Origin of the sequence: Paenibacillus sp. MER 99-2, assembly GCF_023714095.1 — a bacterium.
Lineage (GTDB): Bacteria > Bacillota > Bacilli > Paenibacillales > Paenibacillaceae > Paenibacillus.
On record NZ_JAMAUZ010000001.1, the window covers coordinates 927,580 to 947,116 of the forward strand.

A 19,537-nucleotide genomic window follows, 5' to 3' on the forward strand; every position below is an offset into this window, starting at 1 on the left:
TTTTTCAGGAAACCTCTAGTGCTTCTGTTGAAGAAGCACTAAGGTTTTTTTTGCATTCTTCGCTTATTAAAAGTTAGTATGTGACAAAAAGGAACAAAAAACAATTGATTTTTTGACGTTAAAGTGCTAACATCCAATTAATAACGCAACAATCCTTCGGGGAGGGTGAGATTCCCTACCGGCGGTGATGCACATGTTCATGTAATCAATTATGGGGATGTGCAAAGTCCGTGACCTGTCTGCTGATGCAGATGGCTGATCTGGTGCAATTCCAGAACCGACAGTATAGTCTGGATGGGAGAAGGAGAGAGTGCAGCTTCTGGCTGCATTTGCAGATGTGTTGGTGTACAGTTGGGTTATACAGCTGTACATGGAGATAACGGGTATTCCCATTCGCTCCATACATAGGTTATGTCTTAGAAGCGCTTTACCTAGAATGAATTTCATTAGGGTATGTGTTTGTTTTCACTTACCTGGATCGAATCAAGGTAGTGATTCTGTGCGCTAGATGACCAATGTATCAATGCTGTCTTGCGACGACGCTTTGTCTCTCTTCTCCCCATCGAACGGAATGTTCGACGGGGATTTTTTTATTTTCATAACAGAATTCTTAAATATTCCATAGTGAAATTTGAAAAGATTTTATGATGAGGATGCACAGCATTTTCTCCAGTAGGAGAGGATATTAACAAAATAGATTAGACCGTGGGGTGACGGACTTGGAAATGATCAATGATGAATTTTATATGGGACTCGCATTGGATATGGCAGAACGGGCACAGGGACAGACTGGTATTAATCCCGTTGTAGGTTGTGTTGTGGTTAAAGAAGGCCGTGTAGTGGGGCTGGGATCACATCTGAAACGTGGTACAGGTCATGCCGAGGTACACGCATTAAACATGGCGGGTAGTGATGCCGAAGGAAGTACGGTGTATGTTACTTTGGAGCCTTGTAGTCACTATGGCAAAACACCTCCATGTAGCGAGCGTCTGATCCATGAAAAGGTTAAGCGCGTAGTGGTGTGTTGTGAAGACCCTAATCCCCAAGTATCGGGCAGAGGAATCAGCATGCTTCGACAACAAGGAATTGAAGTTGAGGTTGGCATATTACGCGAACGTGGAAGACGCCTGAATGAAAAATTCATTAAGTACATCACCACAGGTTTACCGTTTGTGACCCTCAAAACGGCTTCAACGTTAGATGGCAAGATTGCTACTCGCAGTGGAGATAGTAAATGGATTTCTAATGAGCCTGCTCGCGAGATTGTGCATGCCCTTCGTCATCGTCACCAAGGAATTATGGTTGGTGTTGAGACGGTCATCGCGGACAATCCTGAATTAACGACTCGATTGCAAGTGGAGGGCATCCATCCGGTGCGAATCGTAGTGGATTCCAAGCTGCGCCTGCCTGTAGGCTCGAAAATGGTCAAGGATGGCATTGCACCAACCTGGGTACTGACAACAGACGAGGCAAGTCCTGAAGCGGCTGAGCGTCTTGAGGCATATGGTGTAGAGGTTATCCGCTGTGGACCAGGGCCACGAGTTGATCTGCTAAATGCTCTCAGCAAGCTGGGTGAACGTGAGATTGGATCTATTTTGCTCGAAGGTGGAGGTACGTTGAACGGTGCCATGCTAGAGGCTAGACTCGTGGATCGTATGCTCATGTTCATCGCTCCCAAAATCGTGGGTGGTTATGATACGCCGGGAAGTTTCCGGTTTGAAGGTGTTGAGCGTATGAGTCAGGCGATTCAATTGAATCAACTCGAAATCGAGCAAGTTGGAGATAATATTAGCATTGGCGGTATTCCGGTCTGGCCAGAGTAAGAGAGATCGATTAAGCGTGAGTGCTAAGAAGTTATACAAGAAGGAGGCGGTAGCATGTTTACCGGTTTAGTAGAAGAAGTTGGTCACATTCGACGCATTGGTCGAAAAGGCGAAGCGTTGGTGCTGAACATCGGAGCTTCCGCCATCATGGATGATTTGAAAATTGGCGATAGCGTATCAGTAAATGGAGTATGTCTAACGGCAACAACGCTGGAAGGCGATGGATTTACCGCTGACGTGATGCCGGAAACGTATCGACATACAAACTTGAACCACCTGCAATCTGGAAGCAAAGTGAACTTAGAGCGAGCAATGCTATCTGGTGGCCGGTTTGGTGGACATATTGTGCAAGGGCACGTGGATGGCACGGGTGTGATTGGCAGTATTACACGTGATCAGAATGCGGTTGTTTTCGAAATTAAACCGGATGATAACGATCTCTTCAGATACTTGATTCCAAAAGGTTCTGTTACCTTGGACGGCATTAGTCTTACCGTTGTGAACACCTCTTCTGGATCATTCACGGTCTCCATTATTCCTCACACAATCGGAGAGACTGTGCTGAATTTTAAGAAAACTGGAGATACCATCAATATTGAATGTGACATCTTGGGTAAATATGTAGATCATTTGCTTCAATATGGAAGGGATCACTCCAGCTCGAAAGAAACTAAACCTAAAATGTTAAGTGAAGAGTTTCTAGCTAATCACGGCTTTGCGTAAAATATAGGTATGAATAATCTTTTTACACGAGAACGGAGAAGACAGATAAAAGAATTGGAGGGAGACGTATGACAGAGCAATCCATTCTCGATCCAATCGAGGAAGCCATCTATGATCTGATGCGAGGGAAACCCGTAATCGTTGTGGATGATGAAGACCGGGAAAATGAAGGTGATTTCATCGCTTTGGCAGATAAAGCTACGCCTGAAGTCATTAATTTCATGATCACCGAGGGTAGAGGTCTGGTCTGCGTACCGATTACACAACAACGTGCGGACGAACTTAACCTCAAACCAATGGTTCAGCAAAACACGGACTTTCATGGAACGGCATTCACCGTGTCAGTTGATCACAAAGATACAACAACCGGCATTTCTGCGTTTGAACGTTCCGTTACGGTGAAAGGCTTAATAGATCCTGATGCGAAAAGTACGGATTTCCGCAAACCGGGTCACATGTTCCCGCTCATCGCCAAAGAAGGCGGGGTACTGCGTCGTGCTGGACACACGGAAGCTGCGGTTGATCTGGCAATCATGTGTGGTTCATACCCTGCAGGCGTGATCTGTGAGGTAATTAAGGAAGATGGTACGATGGCGAGATTGCCTGATCTACAGGAAATCGCGCGTAAACATGATCTGAAGCTAATCAGCATTCAGGACATGATTCGGTACCGGAATGAGAAGGAACAGCTGGTACAGCGCGAGGTGGCTGTGCGGATGCCGACGGATTTTGGTGAATTCCAGGCAGTTGCATACACCAATGCGGTGGATAATAAGGAGCATGTAGCCCTTGTTAAGGGGGAGATTGACGGTTCCAAGCCTGTATTGGTACGCGTACACTCCGAATGCCTTACAGGGGATGTATTCCACTCTCATCGCTGTGACTGTGGGCCTCAATTCGATGCGGCGCTCAGACAGATTGATGAAGAGGGCAATGGAATTCTGCTCTATATGAGACAGGAAGGTCGAGGCATTGGACTAATTAATAAGCTCAAAGCCTATAAGTTGCAAGAAGAAGGGTTAGACACAGTCGATGCCAACCTGAAGCTTGGGTTCGCTGCGGATCTTCGTGATTATGGAATAGGAGCTCAGATTCTCAAAGACCTTGGGGTTCGCCAGATTCGATTGTTGACCAATAATCCACGCAAGATCAAAGGCTTAGAAGGATATGGCCTAGAAGTGGTTGAACGGGTACCGATTCAGATGCAAGAAAATGAGGATAATACGCTGTACCTGCATACGAAACAAGCGAAGCTGGGACACATGCTGAAGTTTGACGATATCGAGCAAAATGAAAAATAATTGAACTTCGATTCATATGTAATTTGTGGAAGAAAAAATTAATAAGTTATCCCGTTTATATCTCATACTAATTATAGGAGTTGACTAATAATGCCAAACTTTTTTGAAGGACATTTAGTGTCAGAAGGATTAAAATATGGAGTAGTGGTAGGACGTTTCAACGAATTTATTACGAGTAAATTGCTTAGCGGTGCACTTGATGCTTTCAAACGCCATGGCGTACAAGACAATGAAGTAGATGTGGCGTGGGTTCCAGGAGCCTTTGAAATCCCGCTTATTGCACAAAAAATGGCCGAGAGTGGCAAGTATGATGCGGTTATCACTCTAGGAACAGTTATTCGTGGATCAACAACTCACTATGATTATGTATGTAATGAAATGGCAAAAGGTGTTGCAGCAATTAACCTCAAAACAGGCGTACCAACGATCTTTGGTCTCGTAACTACAGAGAACATTGAGCAAGCTATTGAACGTGCTGGAACGAAGGCGGGCAACAAAGGTTGGGATGCGGCTACGGCAGCAATTGAAATGGCGAACTTGACGAAACAGCTAAAATAGTGCTTATTTAATGTAGTGCCCTGCTCTGCGCAGACGAAAACGGGAGACCGAATTCGGCGGCTTAGCAGGGTTTTGTATTTTTCTGGCGGGAGGATTCGTCTAGTGACGGTAGTTACATACAAACTGGAGACTTTTGAAGGGCCTTTGGATCTGCTGCTTCACTTGATCGACAAGGCAGAGATTCAAATCCAGGATATTCCCATCAGCGATATTACCGATCAATATATGGCGTATCTGCATTCGATGCAAGAATTGGAGCTTGATATTACAAGTGAATTTCTCGTAATGGCTGCAACACTTTTGTCAATCAAAAGCAAGCTATTACTGCCCAAGCCACCGGTAATTGAGGATTTTGAGGATTATGATTATATCGAAGATGAAGATTATGATCCACGTGCTGAACTGATTGCACGTCTGATTGAATATCGCAAGTACAAAGGAATTGCACGACATTTGCATGAGCGAGAGTGGGAGCGCAGCCTCATTTTCTCCAAGGAGCCTGAAGATCTTAGACCTTATATGCCTGTGGAGACACAATCGAATCCGGTACAGGGTCTTCATACCTCGGATCTCATCGCTGCTTTTCAGAAGGCGTTACGTAAGGCTGAGAAGAGAACGACCGTTGCTCGTATTCAACGCGATGAAATATCGGTTAAGGATCGTATTCGTGATGTTGTGGGTGCTCTGGAGCGTGTAGGGACAGGAGGTAAGTTGTTGTTTTCGAAGTTGTTAGATGATCAGATCTATCGGCATGAAATCGTCGTTACCTTTCTTGCGATCTTGGAGCTTATGAAGATGAAGCAGATCGTCTGTTATCAGGAACGGATGTTTGAGGATATTGTTATGGAGTGGAGAGGGGAAGCAAGGAATCATGGATTTTCCGAAATTGAAGTCAATTATTGAAGGCCTGCTGTTTTTGTCCGGAGAAGAAGGTCTAAGTATCAAACAAATTGCCGAAATCGTAGATCAACAACCGGAACGGGTGTCTGATGCGGTGGAGGAAATGGTCGCTGATTTTGCAAATCAGGGAAGAGGGGTTCAGATTCTCAAACTGGCAGGTGTAGTGCAGCTCGGTACATTGCCCGAACATGCCTCTTATTTTGAGAAACTTGCCTATTCTCCAGCGCGTACTTCGTTATCTCAGGCAGCCCTGGAGACGCTTGCGATCGTGGCATATCGTCAGCCGATTACTCGGGTGGAGATTGAAGAGATTCGCGGCGTGAAGTCTGAACGTGCCATTCATACGTTAGTGAACAAGGATTTGATTCATGAGGTGGGACGAGCAGAGGCTATTGGACGTCCCATCCTGTATGGGACAACCAAGTCATTCTTGGATTATTTCGGACTTGCTACAATTAAGGATCTTCCTGAGCCGGGCTTATTCGAGGATACGGAGAACCTGGAGGAAGAGACGCAGCTCTTGTTCGATAAGCTGGATGGTCAGCAAGTAAACTTGGATATGAATGATCAGACGGATTCATTTGATGAGGTAATCGATAATAATGAATTAGACATTGCTGAGGACTTGGATGACGGAGATTACGAAAATAAGTAAATGATTGAACCGATGTTAATGTCTTACTCGAATATATAGACCGATTCCTTTGTACATAAAGGTTTCGGTCTATTCGTGTTTTCTTGTCGCGGAAGAGGATAAAGCATGAACTGTTTACGTTCAGCGGTTTTTCTATGAGCTATGAATTTTTTCCAATATATAGTGTCATACTAAACAGGAAAAGAATTGTAGCCTTGGAGGTAAGGCCTGTGTGGATTTGGCTTGGAGGAATCGGTTTGTTGTTCGTATTGCTGATTGTCGCAGTCCTCATCTCAAATGTTCATGTACATTTTACATTCCGTAAACATAAAAATGATGATTACGCCAATATTAATGTCCGACTTCTCTATGGGATTGTGCGAATGAACTATGAGATCCCTAGCATTGTTTTTCGCAATATGAAGGAAGGTTTTCTGGTCAAGACGGAGCAATCCATGAACCATTCCAGAGGGGAAACTCAGGGAAGTGAACGGGTTAACAAACGTAAAGTTAAGAAGTGGGCGAAAGATGTAAAGGTAATGTTGCGGGCGACCGATGCGCTAAAGCTTTGGCTCAAGCAAACACTCACACATGTACATATGACTGGGCTCTCCTGGACTACCCATATCGGGATTGGCGATGCACCATACACAGCGGTACTGATCGGTTGGGTATGGAGTATCAAGTCCATTATCATTGGTTATCTCACATATCAGATTCGTTTTGATCAAACACCCGTACTTCAGGTTATGCCGGTGTGGTCAGACGAAATGGAATTCAGAACAGAGCTTGATGGCAAAATAAAGATTCGGATGACAGCACTTTGTGTTGCTGGGATTACGCTGCTTACCCGTGTGCTTCAAGTTGAAGGTGGATGGCGCATGTGGTTCCGACTGTTACAGCAGCAACGGAACAGACGCAAGCATAAGCTCAAGGGACAACACAGTAAATCCCACGTTTAGCCACGATTGTATTGTCCAAATCTAATGACTATATAGATGTCATGAAGATGGCTGAACCAAGAGCATGATTAGGTGCAAGTTGGATTGGATTCTCCATTTGGTGTGATGTTAGTAAGTGAATTTCAGATATACCATACTGATTGGCTTGTCGTAATAGAATGATGTGATTTTTACCTATCGTGATTGTACATGTTTCTTCGGTTTTAACGCTCATTGCTTCTCCGATGAAAGGGGTGTATTTAGACATCCAAGCCTCTAGATCAGGTACATCGATTACTAGTTTATGTATACCAAGTGCACCATTACGATGAGTGACTTCTTCTGTTGTGCAGGTCACTGCTGGCTCATAATCACTCATGAAAAATGGAAGACGCGGTTCTCGTGGAACTGCCGTCCACCAAGTCTGCTTTTGTCCAGTAGCTAATGTTTTACTCATGTTTATGGTTTTGCCCAGTTTCGCACCTTGCTGCTTGATGTAGTTGATGTTTATCATAGCTTGCGCAGGATTGATGCTATCGAGCGCATAATCATTTAAGCCCTCCGGGCTGTTCAGGTAATAGAGGAAACGATTGACCATTGCTGGATGAAATGGCCGCAGAAGCTGAAATACGGTTGTGAGAAGCGAATCAGGGAGGTTGATGGGCTTGGGGTTAAACAATTCAAGAAACGAGCCATCCTGCAAATAGATGAGCGCATTATGTGCCTTGGCGGGGTCTGTTCGGTAAGTTACGGTGAAACCGAGTGCACGAAAATTTTCCACAGCTTGTTCCAACCGTCGGGTTTGTATTAAAACATGTCCAATTGCGAAACGATTCATTGTTTCTCCTCCTTTGCTTTGTTTGAATTATTTTGTGTTTCCAATAAACTAGTCCAGCCTGCATACAAAAAAGGGATAAGGAGCTGCATGTATTCAAATGCTTCTTCACGATTCATTCTGGATACAACGATTTCCAGTACTTGTCGGTAACTTTGTTTAACAAGAATGGAGAGTAGATGAGCTGGTGGACTATGTTGCAGAATGTTTAATTGTGATAGTTTATGGATGTAGGCTTGGGTAGACGAGAGGTCAAGTTCCATTAAATAGTCGATATAATGCTCTTTGTTTGAGCCAGTGGAACCGTTTATTAATAGGTCAAATATGTCGAATCGATCGTATATAAAATCAACAATCTGCAGCATACCTTTTTGCATAGACTCATACTCCAAAACTGTTTCGTTGTATTCCAGCAGTTGTAATTGGTAACTGGATATCTCTTCAAAATAAGCGCTAATTTCATCCGCAGTTGGCTTAACCAAAGCTTCAAACAATGCATTTTTGTCAGGGAAATATCGGTAAATGGCGCCAGTAGTCATGCTTGCTTTTTGTGCTATAGAGCGCATGCTGGCACCGAGGAATCCTTTTTCCAAAAATTCAGATTTGGCGCAGGACAGCAGCTTCTGTTCCGTCATTTCAGCTTTGGTCGTTGCGATGGGAGGCACCTCCTTAAAATTAATAAAATAACACTGTTATTTTATCGTACAATCTATATTTTGCCAAGCAAATGGTCTGGGATGGATTACGGTATATTAAATGGCTGCTTTACATAAGTCCCTTCAAGTTTGGGGATGATATGGTTTAGATTAAACTAGTTAAATTGAAACTGGAGGGAACTTACATGTCAGATCATCCAATACAAGGTCTAATGGAAACCGCAATGGAAAATATCAAAGGTATGGTTGATGTGAATACCATTGTTGGTGACGCAGTTGAAACACCTGATGGCACCGTAATTTTACCAATAAGCCGGGTTGGATTCGGTTTTGCGGCAGGCGGTAGTGATTTTAACGTGAATGTGGATAAACATAAAGAGAATTCAGGAACTACTGCGGAACACGCTAGCTCAGCCAAAGTCTCCTCTCCATTCGGTGGAGGTAGCGGGGGTGGTGTGTCCATTCGTCCGATCGCTTTCCTGGTGGTAGGGAAACAGGGGGTTCATATTGTACCACTTGATAATTCGACGCATCTGTTTGAGAAACTAATCGATTCAACGCCATACGTTATGGATCGAATTCAAGAGATGTTTCGTCGTAATCCAGCGACAAGTACAGTCCAAGACCAAACTCCGAATCACAATCCTGATCCATCTACTTACAGCTAAAATGAAGGATGTAATAGATCCCTTCCGCTACTCAAGCGAGAGGGATTTTTTGTTGTTTTGCAACACTGGGACATACTTCAGGTTGTCCAGACATAAAGTAGTACAAGATTCCAAGTGACCCGGAGGAATGGTTGAATGAAAATGTTAACGAAAGTCATTGCGAGTGTCCTGATTCCGTTATTCCTGTTGTCTTCAGTTGGTATTGCCGATGCATCTGGAACTATTCCAAGCCCATCGACTCATGCTCAGAGTGCAGCATTAATTGATGTGACGTCTGGGCGGATTTTGTACAGCAAAGAGGGGGATCAAGAGTTGCGTATTGCCAGTTTGACCAAGATCATGACAGCGATCGTTGCTATTGAACATGGGAATCTACAAGATAAGGTGAAGGTGACAGCTTCATCGTTTGCGAAAGAAGGATCATCGCTGTATCTCAAACTTGGTGAAGAGATGACCCTGGAGAACATGTTGTATGGACTCATGTTACGTTCTGGTAATGATGCAGCCTCGGCTATTGCCGAGCATGTAGGTGGCTCAGAGGAAGGCTTTGTGCTTCTGATGAATAAGAAGGCAGAGGAGATCGGGTTAACGCGTTCACACTTCATGAATCCTCATGGCTTGGATGCCGAGGGACATTATTCAACGGCGAATGATCTGGCACGTTTAACGGCTTATGCGCTCCATAATCCTGTGTTCAAGCGAATCGTCGCAACCGAGGAAAAATCGGCACCGAATCCAAATGAAAGCTGGGAATACTCATGGCACAACAAAAATAAAATGCTGCGATTGTATGAAGGCGCTGACGGGGTTAAGACCGGTTATACAAAAAAAGCCTTCAGGTGCCTGGTAAGCTCTGCAACGAGAGACGGGCAACAGCTAGCGGCTGTAACGCTAAACGATGGAGACGATTGGAACGATCATGCACGTATGCTGGATTTCGGATTTGAGAACTTTCCCTTGAGGGAGATCGCCAAAAAAGAACAGCCTGTGGCGAATACCTCCGTCGTTACAGGACGTGGATTCCAATATCCACTGGCTGAGAGCGAGGTAGCCTCGATCAGCAAGAAGCTGATTCTAACAGCTAATCGTAGCCAAAATGATTCGCAAAATAAAAGTGAATCGAATGATCATTCATTTGGGCTAGCTGGTCGCATTGAGATGCAACTGGATGGAAAGTTGATTGGCACCATTCCTGTTTATCACAAAGGAAGTTATATTCCTCCCCAACCTGAAATGCAAGAAGCTGCATTTGCTGGGATAGGTGAAATTACAACTTGGGCAGCCGCATGGCGTGCCGTGATAAGTCACTTGTTGTCCCCTTAAAGGAGGTTTCCTGGTTGATTAATCTAATTTGGCTACTAATGATTGTCATTGGATTTGTTTTTGCAGCAGTGAACGGAAAAATTGAAGTGGTCACACAAGCGGCCTTTGATGGGGCGGCTACAGGAGTGACGGTATGTTTTGGTCTAATCAGTGTGCTTGTATTTTGGATGGGCATGATGAAAATAGGTGAGGATGCTGGACTGCTTAGCAAAATTGCTAAGCTTCTTGGTCCAGTTGTAGCTTTTTTATTTCCTGACGTGCCTCGCAATCATCCAGCCATGGGCTACATCTTATCCAATATGAGTGCGAACCTGTTGGGTCTAGGGAATGCTGCTACACCAATGGGGATTAAGGCAATGCAACAGCTACAGGAACTCAACCCCGATAAACAGACGGCATCCCCAGCAATGTGTACATTACTCGCGTTAAATACGGCAAGTATTACGTTGATTCCTACGACGCTTATCGCGATTCGGTTGAATTATCAATCCGCCAATGCAACAGAGATTGTGGGAACAACGCTAATTGCGACAATTATAGCCACACTGGCAGCCATTATGGCAGATCGCTGGTACAGAAATAGAACGTTGAACAAACCGCCACGTATCGTGAAAAACGGCACTCCTGGCATGAAAGGATGAGAAACCTTGCTAACCTTCGTCAACTGGATCTCTGTCTGGGCCATTCCGGTTATTATCGCGTTTGTTCCATTATATGCGTTTACCAAGAAGGTTCCGGTCTATGAATCCTTCGTTGATGGGGCAAAAGAGGGGTTCTCCACTGCGATTAGCATTATTCCTCATCTCGTGGGAATGATGGTTGCGATAAGTGTATTTCGTGCGTCTGGTGCACTGGATTTTGTGATTAGTCTGTTCGCACCACTCGTATCCTGGATGGGTGTACCAGGAGAAGTCCTGCCACTGGGGATTCTCCGTCCTCTGACAGGGACAGGCTCTCTAGCCTTTACAACCGATCTAATCAAAACCTACGGCCCCGACTCGATGATCGGGCGTATGGCCTCTACAATCCAAGGAAGCACGGATACAACGCTTTATGTACTGACCGTATATTTTGGTGCAGTAGGCATCCGGAACGGTCGTTATGCGCTCAAAGTCGGTCTGTTTTCAGATGTGGTGGGCTTCATCGCAGCACTTGTTATCTGCTTGATCGTTTTTGGATAAGTTTCATTTCAATATCTTCTATAAATATAGTTAACCAAGTGGCTTTCTTCTTCCGATATACTAGATATGCTAGAATGGATAGCGGGAGGAGAGTAGCACATGAATAAGAGATGGAAAAAGGTACTTCAGTTCGCGTTGTCAGGCGTGATGGCGGTAGGTTTGCTAACTGGACAAATGGGTATGGCCGATGCTCAGGCAGTTAACACGATACATTTTACTGGATACTTCGATAAACAGTTACGAGACAAGTTTGCGGTTACCGCAGATTCCTTTCCAGTCGTTAACGTTCGCTTAGTCAAACAGGATGAACCAGATATGGTTTATTATGATGTGGGGACTTCCATTCTGATATCCAAGGATGAAGTGCTTACGAATTATCATGTCGTTCAGGAATACGCGGAGCTTGCGAAGGGGGATGAGGGAACATTAACCGTTGCCAGTCCAGGCGAGCTAAAGCGTCCGATCAAAGCCAAAATTGTGAAGACAGATCCGGTAACGGATATGGCGCTGCTGAAGCTGGACGAAGAAATAAATGCACAGCCGGTGACATTTGCAAATGCGAGGGATAATCAACTGGTCTATACGATCGGTTTTCCCAAAAACCCAGACGGGGATTTAGTTATCCTTGATGAAGAATTCCCTGCTACATACAATACAATTGCTAAAAGTCGGGTTTCGAGCCCTGATGCTACCGATGTACCAGGTCGAAAAGGTATTGGCAGTATTGTAAAATCTATGGCACAAGGTAACTCTGGTGGGCCTGTATTGGATCAAAACAATCAAGTCATTGGCATGATGACTTTTGTCTACGGATCAAGAACGTACTTCATTACATCACAAACTCTGCAAGACTTTATTAAAGGGAGTGCAACACCTGCGAGAAAGCCAGTTGTTGTTGCAGGCAAAGTATCCAATTAATTTAATTGTACTTATGAGTTCTAAAAGTAGATCGGACTAATACCTATAGTTGCACGCGGCTCATCCTTCTTTTTCTGGAAACAGAGATAGGAAGGGTGAGTTTTTTTGAGTTAAAAGTGATTTGATTAGTACTCCAAACAGCTAAATCAAGCCTCTGTTTACATTTTCCTTGGATTATCCTTGTGATTTCCCTCCTTGATGGGTATCATTAGTGTGAGGTGACATGACAAACATGGAAAGATTACAAAAAATTATTGCTCAAGCTGGCATTGCATCCCGTCGCAAAAGCGAGGAATTGATCCAGTCTGGCAAGGTAGAAGTCAATGGGGAGGTCGTGACCGAACTCGGCACGAAAGCGAACCCTGAAGAGGATATCATTACGGTAAACGGGAAGCCAATCCGCAGTGAGAAAAAAGTGTACTTGCTTATGAACAAACCAAAAGGTGTTATTACAAGTGCATCTGACCCAGAGGGACGGAAAATTGTTTCCGATTATCTGAAAGGTGTCAAAGAACGTGTGTATCCAGTAGGAAGACTGGACTATGATACGGAAGGTTTATTGATTCTTACCAATGACGGCGAGTTTGCACATTTGCTGACGCATCCAAAGCACCATGTACCCAAAACGTATTTGGCAACAGTCAAAGGCGTCCCGCATGGATCAGCTCTAGAGAAACTAAAGACAGGGATTATGCTTGACGACGGTATGACTGCTCCAGCTGAGGTTGAATACAAGGATGTAGACACCGCGAGCAATGAAGCTGTTATTTCCATCACCATTTACGAAGGACGCAATCGTCAGGTTAGACGGATGTTTGAAGCGATTAACCATCCGGTAACTCGCTTGAAACGTATTGCATTTGGTGGGATTTTGCTACAAAACCTGAAACGAGGACTGACTCGCAATCTATCTAAAGAAGAAGTCAATAACCTTATTCAGCTTGCAAAATCGGAACCAGCCAGAAAAATGAAAAAAAGGTAATGTAAGGACACATAATTTTCATAAAACTGCCGCAATTTTGTGACGGAATTCGCTATAATTGTTCATAGGATGTTCACAGATATCTGGAACAGTTACGATTGCGAATAATCTATATAAATTGGACTAAACATTTACACGAGTGGCACATGTGTGAGAATTCTTTAGTTCAATTTATATAGTCACCTTAAAAAGGAGAGCCGTACATGGGGAAATCAAGAAGACCGGTGCAGATCGTCATTTTGTTTTTGATCCTGGTGTTGGGCGGTTATGCGATTAGTACATCCGTATCTGGCTCAAATGGCAAGCCAAAAGAAGGAGATCAAGCACCTTCTTTTGAACTGCTGGGCTTGGACGGTCAAGTGCATACGTCTGAGGAATACAAGGGTAAGGCACTAGTCATCAATTTCTGGGGCACTTGGTGTGAGCCTTGTGTGAAGGAGATGCCTGCTCTTCAAGCACAAGCTGATAAGTGGAAAGATCAGGGTGTTCAATTTATAGGTATCAATGTAGGGGAAGATCAGATGACCGTAGAGCATTTTGTAAAGCAGGTTGGTGTGACATTCCCGATAATGCTCGATCGTGATAAAAATTCAGTTCGAGACTATGGAATATCTCCGATGCCGACTACATTCTTCGTGTCAAATACGGGCAAAATTTCTACCATTCACATTGGTCAACTAGATTTAGGCACACTTGACGCTCAAATTTCACAACTGGCTAAACAGCCCTGAACGGAGGTCTAGTCGTGTTTCAAAACACAAAATGTGAGTGTGGACACCAAAATCCAGTAGGCACAGTGCTGTGTGAAGCCTGTGGTAAGCCGCTGCTTGAAGCTGAAGCCAAATCGGATGAAGTGCTTGAAATGCGTTACGATGGAATGGCTCGACGTTCACAGCGCAGCAATCCTAATATCATTGATAAGATATGGAACTTTTTCTCATCTGTAAAAATTGCTGTGTACATGATTGTGCTTACGCTACTTGGATCTATACTTGGGACAATCTATCCTCAAGAAAGTACGTTTCTAAATATTGACCCTTCCGTGTACTACAAAGAGACGTATGGGCAATTAGGTCATATCTATTATCTACTGGGCTTATCCCATACATACGAATCCTGGTGGTTTATACTTTTACTTGTGTTGATCGGTGCCTCACTAGTCATATGCAGCCTCGACCGAGTACTCCCACTTTACAAAGCGCTGAATAAGCAGAAAATCCGAAAGCATATGCAGTTTCTTACCCGGCAACGTCTGGTCTACCAAGGTACAATTGAGGGTGATTCTGCAGATTGGATTAAGAAAGCGGTTACGCCGCTCAAAAAGAAGGGGTACCGCGTACATACCGAAGGTGATGCATTACTTGCTGAGAAACAGCGATTCAGCCGGTGGGGACCGTATGTCATCCACATTGGACTTATCATATTTTTACTAGCTGTGCTTGCTCGGGGTTTACCGGGACTGAATCTGGATGAACATGTGGCGTTTCCTGAAGGCGAGATTAAAAAGATTCCGAATACATCCATGTACTTGAAGAATGAACAGTTTAATGTGGAGTTCTACAGTGAGGAAGAGATAACGGAACAATTTCGTAATTTGAACCGGATGGTTCCGAAGCTCTTTGAGACCAAAGTTGTACTGTATGAATGTACTGCTGATTGTTCGGATCTAACCAAAAAACCTCAGTTGGCTGAGGTTGCAAGACATGATGTGCGAGTGAATCATCCACTGAACTATAACGGGCTGAAGGCATATCAGTTTGATTACGATCTAACCCCGACCATTCGATCGGTGACTCCTGACTTGGTTAATGCTCAGACAGGTGAGAAAATTGGGGAACTGCAGATTGATATGGTGGATACACAGCCAAGCTTCCAAGTTGGTCCATACACGTTAGAGGTCAAAAATAAATTTATGGACTTTGCTTTGGATGCGCAAGGTAAACCCACTTCAAAGTCGCCCTCACCCAATGCGCCGGCCTTCTTATTCTTGATTACCGGCCCAGAGTTGCCTGAAGGGGGCATTCAGTATTTATATTTTGCCAAGCAGATTGACAAAGAGCGTTTTCAACAAGATGCGATCAACAAACAGCTCTCTGGTGATCCAATCCCTTTTCAGCTAGAAGTGGATAGCATGGATAAAGTAGACATCATTCAATCGGTAAGTTATCTCAATATCCGAATTGATAAGGCGATGCCTTTTGTCTGGGTAGGGGCTGGAATTGTCATGTTGGGTCTGATTATGGGCTTCTACTGGCATCACCGCCGTATATGGATTCGTATTGATGATGGTCATCTTACGCTTGGAGGTCATACCAACAAAAATTGGTTTGGCTTTAGGCGCGAGGTTGCAACTGTGCTAAAACAGATGAATGTGGAAGTAGATGAGAAGTCGTTGGATAACGGGGGGAACCAAGCATGAGTTTATTGGATTTCAGCAGCGACGCATTTATTGTATCTTTTTTTCTCTATAGTGCAGCGTTTATGTTATATGGTGTGGCGGTTATGGGCAAAAAGTGGAGTAATCGTGATCCTCAGGCTCATGTTGAAAAATGGGGCAAGAGAGCCTTTATTGCCTCAACGATAGCCCTTGCAGCGCATCTTATCTTTTTCTTCACCCGGTGGGCAGGTGCAGGACACATTCCTGTAAGCAATATGTATGAATTCATGAGCTTTTTATCGATGATGATTATGGTGGCTTTCATCGTGGTCTATGCCATTTATCGTAAGACATTGATTGGACTTTTCGCGTTACCACTTACCATTATTATTATGGCGTATGCAGCCGTATTTCCACAGGAAGTACAACCACTTATTCCTGCGCTACAATCCATTTGGTTGAAAATTCATGTCACCTTGGCAGCACTAGGTGAAGCCTTCTTTGCAGTGGGCTTTGCGGCAGGGTTTATGTATCTGCTACGTACCGTTGATTTTAGTGGCAAGGATAAATCCTCTAGACGTCAGCGTGGATGGGTCGAATTCACACTGATCACGATTGTGGTTGTCATTGGATTTATCGGTACCGTATTTGCTTTTCGTGCGTCTGGGTATGAAGCGGTGTTCGTCAAAGAAACAGCTAGCATTGACACAGAGGTACAGGGAAATAGTACAATAGAGAAAGTGATTTATCGCATGCCTCCTATTTTTGCACCGTATCAGAGTGAGGTAGAGAGCATAAAACCGTTTCTTGGCATGAAAGAACCGTTACTTGAGACACCATCTTGGATGAACGGGGTAAATGCTGGACGTAAGCTGAACACCGTAGTTTGGTCTGTCATTGTTGGTTTGATCCTTTATGGCATTATTCGTTTAATTGTAAGAAGACCACTTGGACAAGTCCTGCAACCCGCACTAGATGGTATTGATGCTGATGATCTGGATGAGATTAGTTATCGAGCTATTGCCATTGGTTTTCCGATTTTTACGTTGGGCGCGTTGATATTTGCTATGATATGGGCTCAGATTGCTTGGAGTCGTTTCTGGGGCTGGGATCCGAAGGAAGTCTGGGCATTAATAACGTGGCTTTATTATAGTGTATACTTACATTTACGTTTATCTCGAGGATGGCAGGGACGGAAATCTGCTTGGTTAGCAGTGTTAGGCTTCTTGGTTGTGATGTTTACATTGGTTGGTGTCAATCTGATCATCGCAGGGCTGCACTCTTATGCTGGGGCAGATTAAGGCGGTTGTTTCATAACGTTCTGGAGAGAAACCCATGAAACACAGGTGTGAGCCCTCACGGTAAAAGTGGGCATTCAAATATTGTTCGCCAGATCGAACATAATAGAAGTGACGAGCAGTTATTGCAAAGGGGCTGGAGTTGGAATGGCAGAGCATGAGAATCGAATTCTCGTTGTGGATGATGAAGAACGAATCCGCAGACTTTTGAAAATGTATCTTGAAAAAGAAGGCTACGAAATTGATGAGGCAGAGGACGGAGAGACCGCTCTTCGGAAGGCTACAGCAGGAGATTATGGACTGATCCTGCTGGATGTCATGCTGCCAGGAATGGATGGCGTTGAAGTATGCACGCGACTACGTCAGGTTAAATCCACTCCTGTATTGATGCTGACAGCAAAAGGTGAGGAAATTAATCGGGTTCAGGGCTTTGAAGTTGGAGCTGATGATTATGTGGTCAAGCCATTTAGTCCACGCGAAGTGATATACCGAGTTAAGGCGATATTACGTCGTTCATCTGCAACAGCGTACTTATCCAAAGAGAGTAACTCAAGCAACAACATCGTATTCCCACACTTGGTTATTGAACATGATGCTCATCGGGTAACAGCAGGCGGCGAAGAGATTAGTCTTACGCCAAAAGAATATGAGCTGTTGCATTATTTGGCTACTTCTCCAGATAAGGTTTTTTCTAGAGAAGAGCTTCTCAAAGATGTTTGGAATTATGAATTTTTCGGTGATCTCCGTACTGTAGATACTCATGTTAAGCGTCTTCGTGAAAAATTAAACAAGGTTTCGCCTGAATCGGCGGCGATGATTACGACAGTTTGGGGTGTGGGCTATAAACTGGAAGTACCGAAATAGTTTTGCGTTCTGGAGATCGCTCGTTGGCAAGTTATGGATTACGATTATTTTCCTTGTGGGCTGTGTACTCATAGCGCTGGGGCTTTTTTTGCTGCCTTACATTGATACCAATTTTGCTGAATCTGAGTCGAGGGATATCAAGAGATTATTTACGTATGTCTGTATTATTGGCTTCAGTCTGACGACATTCTTTGCGTTATTTCTCTTTACTAAAATCACTCAGCCAATGCAGCAATTAATCCAAGCAGCTAACTCCATCCGAAAAGGAAATTATGATACCCGTCTATCACTCGTGACAAGTGATGAAATTGGTGAATTGGCAAACACCTTCAACCATATGGCTGCACAGTTGGAAGATAATATCCGGAATCTGAATCATGAAAAAGAGCATCTAGCTAGTGTGCTCCGAAGCATGACAGATGCAGTAGTTACGTTTGATGGTGAAGGTAAAGTAATTCTAACCAATCCTCCAGGCGAGAAGATTATGCAGGTTTGGTGCGACCTAGATTGGTCACAAGCGGATACGGATGATACATCTGAACGAGGAAGTGCTTCTCGGGATGTACCAGAACCGCTCATTCCTCTGTTCAAGCTCGTTATGGAGCGAGGCGGAGATCAAAGTTCCAACGTTCACGTTCAACAAGGAGTTTGGTCTGTTCAGATGACGCCGCTATATGCGGATAGTGTGATACGAGGAGCTGTTGCTGTCCTTCGTGACGTGACAGAGGAAGTCCGCCTGGAGAAGATGCGTCGTGACTTTGTTGCGAACGTGTCTCATGAAATACGTACGCCTTTATCTATGATGCAGGGCTACAGTGAAGCGCTTTTGGATGGTATGGCAGCATCTCCGGAAGAGAGCGAAGAATTGATTCAGGTTATTCATGACGAGTCTCTTCGTATGGGAAGATTGGTTAAAGACCTATTGGATCTGGCTAGAATGGAAGCAGGTCATACAGATATGGCGATGAGAGAAGTGGATCTGGTGGAAGTACTTGAACGAGTTTATCGCAAATTCTCGGTACGTTCCAAAGAACAAGGGATCACGCTGCACCTGGACTGTGCACAATCATCCATCAAGCTGCATCACGCAGATGAGGATCGACTTGAGCAGGTCTTCACCAATCTATTAGACAATGCCTTTCGACATACCCCTACGAATAAAAACGTAATAATCACGGCAAAGCTTGTAACAGATAGTCGAATTCCTGCAGCTAAAATCTCGATCAAGGACGAGGGAGTAGGCATCCCAACATCGGATTTACCATTCATTTTTGAACGGTTTTACAAAGCCGATAAAGCTCGTGTTCGTGGGGAAAGTGTAGGCACGGGTCTGGGACTTGCTATTGTGAAAAACATTGTAGATGCTCATCATGGAACGATACAGGTGAATAGCATTCTTGGCGAAGGAACCGAATTTATGATGCAATTTCCTGTTGATTCTCCGAAATAGATTTATTTTATACAAAAAGTGCGAAGACACCCTCCTGTGGAGGGTGTTTTTTTGTTGAAGTCTACCGTTTAATCTTGTTCAACGTGGAACAAATGATGTCAATTT

General features: G+C 44.2%; 20 protein-coding genes and 1 riboswitch. Of the genes, 18 read left to right on the forward strand and 2 right to left on the reverse strand.

What is annotated here, in order from left to right; genetic code table 11:
* Positions 1–148 precede the first annotated feature (148 nt).
* Positions 149–310: riboswitch (FMN riboswitch) on the forward strand.
* 409 nt (positions 311–719) lie between these two features.
* From ribD to M3636_RS29700, 7 genes are all read left to right on the forward strand, one after another.
* Positions 720–1,823 (forward strand): bifunctional diaminohydroxyphosphoribosylaminopyrimidine deaminase/5-amino-6-(5-phosphoribosylamino)uracil reductase RibD, encoded by a 1,104-nt coding sequence (ribD, locus tag M3636_RS04215; protein ID WP_164848736.1) that lies wholly within the window; start codon positions 720–722, stop codon positions 1,821–1,823.
* A gap of 54 nt (positions 1,824–1,877) precedes the next feature.
* On the forward strand, positions 1,878–2,546 hold the full coding sequence (gene ribE, locus M3636_RS04220; protein ID WP_251381349.1) for a riboflavin synthase: 669 nt from the start codon (positions 1,878–1,880) through the stop codon (positions 2,544–2,546).
* Between the two features lie 68 nt (positions 2,547–2,614).
* Positions 2,615–3,847 (forward strand): bifunctional 3,4-dihydroxy-2-butanone-4-phosphate synthase/GTP cyclohydrolase II, encoded by a 1,233-nt coding sequence (locus M3636_RS04225; protein WP_145408356.1) that lies wholly within the window; start codon positions 2,615–2,617, stop codon positions 3,845–3,847.
* Positions 3,848–3,937: 90 nt separating this feature from the next.
* Positions 3,938–4,405, forward strand: a complete 468-nt coding sequence (gene ribH / locus M3636_RS04230) for a 6,7-dimethyl-8-ribityllumazine synthase (protein ID WP_056696627.1) — start codon at positions 3,938–3,940, stop codon at positions 4,403–4,405.
* Between the two features lie 102 nt (positions 4,406–4,507).
* Entirely contained in the window at positions 4,508–5,308 is an 801-nt protein-coding gene (locus M3636_RS04235) for a segregation and condensation protein A (RefSeq protein WP_251381350.1), read from the forward strand.
* A complete protein-coding gene (scpB, locus tag M3636_RS04240) occupies positions 5,277–5,960 on the forward strand; it encodes an SMC-Scp complex subunit ScpB (protein WP_128102586.1) in 684 nt (227 codons plus the stop codon). The genes M3636_RS04235 and scpB overlap by 32 nt, the downstream gene beginning before the upstream one ends.
* 209 nt (positions 5,961–6,169) lie before the next feature.
* Entirely contained in the window at positions 6,170–6,901 is a 732-nt protein-coding gene (locus tag M3636_RS29700) for a DUF2953 domain-containing protein (RefSeq protein WP_251381351.1), read from the forward strand.
* Positions 6,902–6,929: 28 nt separating this feature from the next.
* Here the strand turns inward: M3636_RS29700 and M3636_RS04250 are convergent, their stop codons facing one another.
* The gene (locus M3636_RS04250) at positions 6,930–7,718 is read right to left on the reverse strand and encodes a VOC family protein (protein WP_128102584.1); all 789 of its coding nucleotides are present in this window, start codon (positions 7,716–7,718) and stop codon (positions 6,930–6,932) included.
* A complete protein-coding gene (locus M3636_RS04255) occupies positions 7,715–8,350 on the reverse strand; it encodes a TetR/AcrR family transcriptional regulator (protein ID WP_251381352.1) in 636 nt (211 codons plus the stop codon). Before M3636_RS04255 ends, M3636_RS04250 begins: the two co-directional genes overlap by 4 nt.
* Before the next feature lie 206 nt (positions 8,351–8,556).
* Here M3636_RS04255 and ytfJ point away from each other — a divergent pair, with 206 nt between their 5' ends.
* The 11 genes from ytfJ (at position 8,557) to M3636_RS04310 (ending at position 19,432) form a co-directional block, all read left to right on the forward strand.
* Positions 8,557–9,039: a GerW family sporulation protein gene (gene ytfJ, locus M3636_RS04260; RefSeq protein ID WP_128102582.1), complete on the forward strand. Its 483-nt coding sequence runs from the start codon at positions 8,557–8,559 to the stop codon at positions 9,037–9,039.
* A gap of 135 nt (positions 9,040–9,174) precedes the next feature.
* Positions 9,175–10,362 (forward strand): D-alanyl-D-alanine carboxypeptidase family protein, encoded by a 1,188-nt coding sequence (locus tag M3636_RS04265; RefSeq protein WP_251381353.1) that lies wholly within the window; start codon positions 9,175–9,177, stop codon positions 10,360–10,362.
* 14 nt (positions 10,363–10,376) lie between these two features.
* Complete coding sequence (locus tag M3636_RS04270; protein ID WP_145408349.1) at positions 10,377–11,003, forward strand: nucleoside recognition domain-containing protein; 627 nt, start codon at positions 10,377–10,379, stop codon at positions 11,001–11,003.
* Positions 11,004–11,009: 6 nt separating this feature from the next.
* The gene (locus M3636_RS04275; RefSeq protein ID WP_128102580.1) at positions 11,010–11,543 is read left to right on the forward strand and encodes a spore maturation protein; all 534 of its coding nucleotides are present in this window, start codon (positions 11,010–11,012) and stop codon (positions 11,541–11,543) included.
* Positions 11,544–11,642: 99 nt separating this feature from the next.
* Positions 11,643–12,461, forward strand: a complete 819-nt coding sequence (locus tag M3636_RS04280; RefSeq protein ID WP_251381354.1) for a S1 family peptidase — start codon at positions 11,643–11,645, stop codon at positions 12,459–12,461.
* Between the two features lie 232 nt (positions 12,462–12,693).
* Entirely contained in the window at positions 12,694–13,443 is a 750-nt protein-coding gene (locus M3636_RS04285) for a pseudouridine synthase (RefSeq protein WP_128102578.1), read from the forward strand.
* A 203-nt stretch (positions 13,444–13,646) separates the two neighbouring features.
* Positions 13,647–14,174 carry a redoxin domain-containing protein gene (locus M3636_RS04290; protein WP_128102577.1) on the forward strand — a complete coding sequence of 176 codons (528 nt, stop codon included), beginning with the start codon at positions 13,647–13,649 and terminating at the stop codon, positions 14,172–14,174.
* A 14-nt stretch (positions 14,175–14,188) separates the two neighbouring features.
* The gene (gene resB / locus M3636_RS04295) at positions 14,189–15,862 is read left to right on the forward strand and encodes a cytochrome c biogenesis protein ResB (protein WP_145408347.1); all 1,674 of its coding nucleotides are present in this window, start codon (positions 14,189–14,191) and stop codon (positions 15,860–15,862) included.
* Complete coding sequence (ccsA, locus tag M3636_RS04300) at positions 15,859–17,121, forward strand: cytochrome c biogenesis protein CcsA (protein ID WP_128102575.1); 1,263 nt, start codon at positions 15,859–15,861, stop codon at positions 17,119–17,121. The genes resB and ccsA overlap by 4 nt, the downstream gene beginning before the upstream one ends.
* Positions 17,122–17,265: 144 nt before the next feature.
* Entirely contained in the window at positions 17,266–17,982 is a 717-nt protein-coding gene (locus M3636_RS04305; RefSeq protein ID WP_017687664.1) for a response regulator transcription factor, read from the forward strand.
* Positions 17,951–19,432, forward strand: a complete 1,482-nt coding sequence (locus M3636_RS04310; protein WP_353056263.1) for an ATP-binding protein — start codon at positions 17,951–17,953, stop codon at positions 19,430–19,432. The genes M3636_RS04305 and M3636_RS04310 overlap by 32 nt, the downstream gene beginning before the upstream one ends.
* The last annotated feature ends 105 nt before the right edge of the window (positions 19,433–19,537 follow it).